Genomic DNA, 1,187 nt, shown 5'->3' with positions numbered 1-1,187 from the left:
TGTATCGTCCTGAAATAAGTTGACACTTAAAATGTCAACTTATGAAGAATACAGGAGTTTCGGGCAAAAGTAAAAGGACCCGACTTGATTACAGCTTGGCGTTTAAGCTTCAGGTTATCGATGAAGTTGAAAAAGGCAACCTGACTTATAAGCAGGCCCAGCGTAAGTATGGGATTCAGGGTCGGACCACTGTTTTGGTTTGGTTAAGAAAACACGGTAGATTGGGGTGGCAAGAAACAACGAGTATGAAGAAAAGCACTCCCAATAAGCAAATTAAGGAGCTGGAAAAGAGAATTAAGATCTTACAACAAGAGAAGGAAATTCTCAACCGGGCCATTGATATTGCAGACGATCAATTTGGAACAGAAATCCGAAAAAAGTACTTACCTCTGTCAGAGCAAGCTTCCAAAGCACAGGGGGATCAAAAAGAGTTGGAGGCGTCAAACGAATAGCTAACACACTGGGATTCAGCCGACAATATTCCTATAAACTCAAGTATGACGAGCAAAAAATTGCCCACATTAAAGAGCAAGTTAGGGAGTTTGTACATAAGGTCAGGAAACTATTACCTCAAAGTGGCATAAAAAAAATTTATAGCCTGATTCTACCTGATCTGCAGGCCCATTCAATTAAAATGGGTCGGGACAAGCTTTTTGAGTGGATGAGATCATATAATTTATTGATTACTCCCCGGCGTAAATATGTTAAAACAACTGATTCCAACCACTGGTTGAATAAATATCCCAATCTGGTAAAGGGATTGGAGGTAGTCCGACCAGAGCAGGTATGGGTAAGTGATATTACATATGTTAAAACTGATGAGGGGTATCTTTATTTAAGTATGATAACAGATGCTTATAGCAGAAAAATCGTTGGATACCATATAGCAGATAATATGGAAACAACTTTAGTATCTCAAGCCCTAAAAATGGCTATTAGAGGGCGTCTTTATGATACTGAACTGATTCATCATTCTGATAGAGGAGGCCAATATTGCAGCAAAGAATATGTGCAAATTGCCACCGATAACAGCATTTTGATGAGCATGACAGAGAATGGAGATCCTTATGAAAATGCCCTGGCTGAAAGAATGAATAAAACAATTAAAGAGGAATTTTTTCCCGACAGGCCTTTTAAAAGTAAAGAGTTGGCCATAAAGGCCACAGCGCAGGCTGTCACTCTTTATA

The 1,187-nt window shown here is 39.3% G+C and carries 2 protein-coding genes; both read left to right on the top strand.

Going from position 1 to position 1,187, the window contains the following annotated elements; translation table 11 throughout:
- The first annotated feature begins 41 nt into the window (after positions 1 to 41).
- The gene (locus HGH91_RS30940; protein ID WP_168743104.1) at positions 42 to 452 is read left to right on the top strand and encodes a transposase; all 411 of its coding nucleotides are present in this window, start codon (positions 42 to 44) and stop codon (positions 450 to 452) included.
- Positions 356 to 1,187: IS3 family transposase (locus HGH91_RS30935; protein WP_168743105.1), on the top strand; the 832-nt coding region annotated here is incomplete at its 3' end. The genes HGH91_RS30940 and HGH91_RS30935, both read left to right, overlap by 97 nt.

The sequence above is a fragment of the Chitinophaga eiseniae genome (assembly GCF_012641265.1).
Taxonomy (GTDB): domain Bacteria; phylum Bacteroidota; class Bacteroidia; order Chitinophagales; family Chitinophagaceae; genus Chitinophaga; species Chitinophaga eiseniae_A.
Note: the sequence above shows the minus strand (reverse complement) of the source record. Positions and strands in the feature narration are given on the sequence as shown.

Excerpts from the sequence above, each read along its gene's own strand:
- HGH91_RS30940 (WP_168743104.1), top strand. The coding sequence starts at position 42 with ATGAAGAATACAGGAGTTTCGGGCAAAAGTAAAAGGACCCGACTTGAT.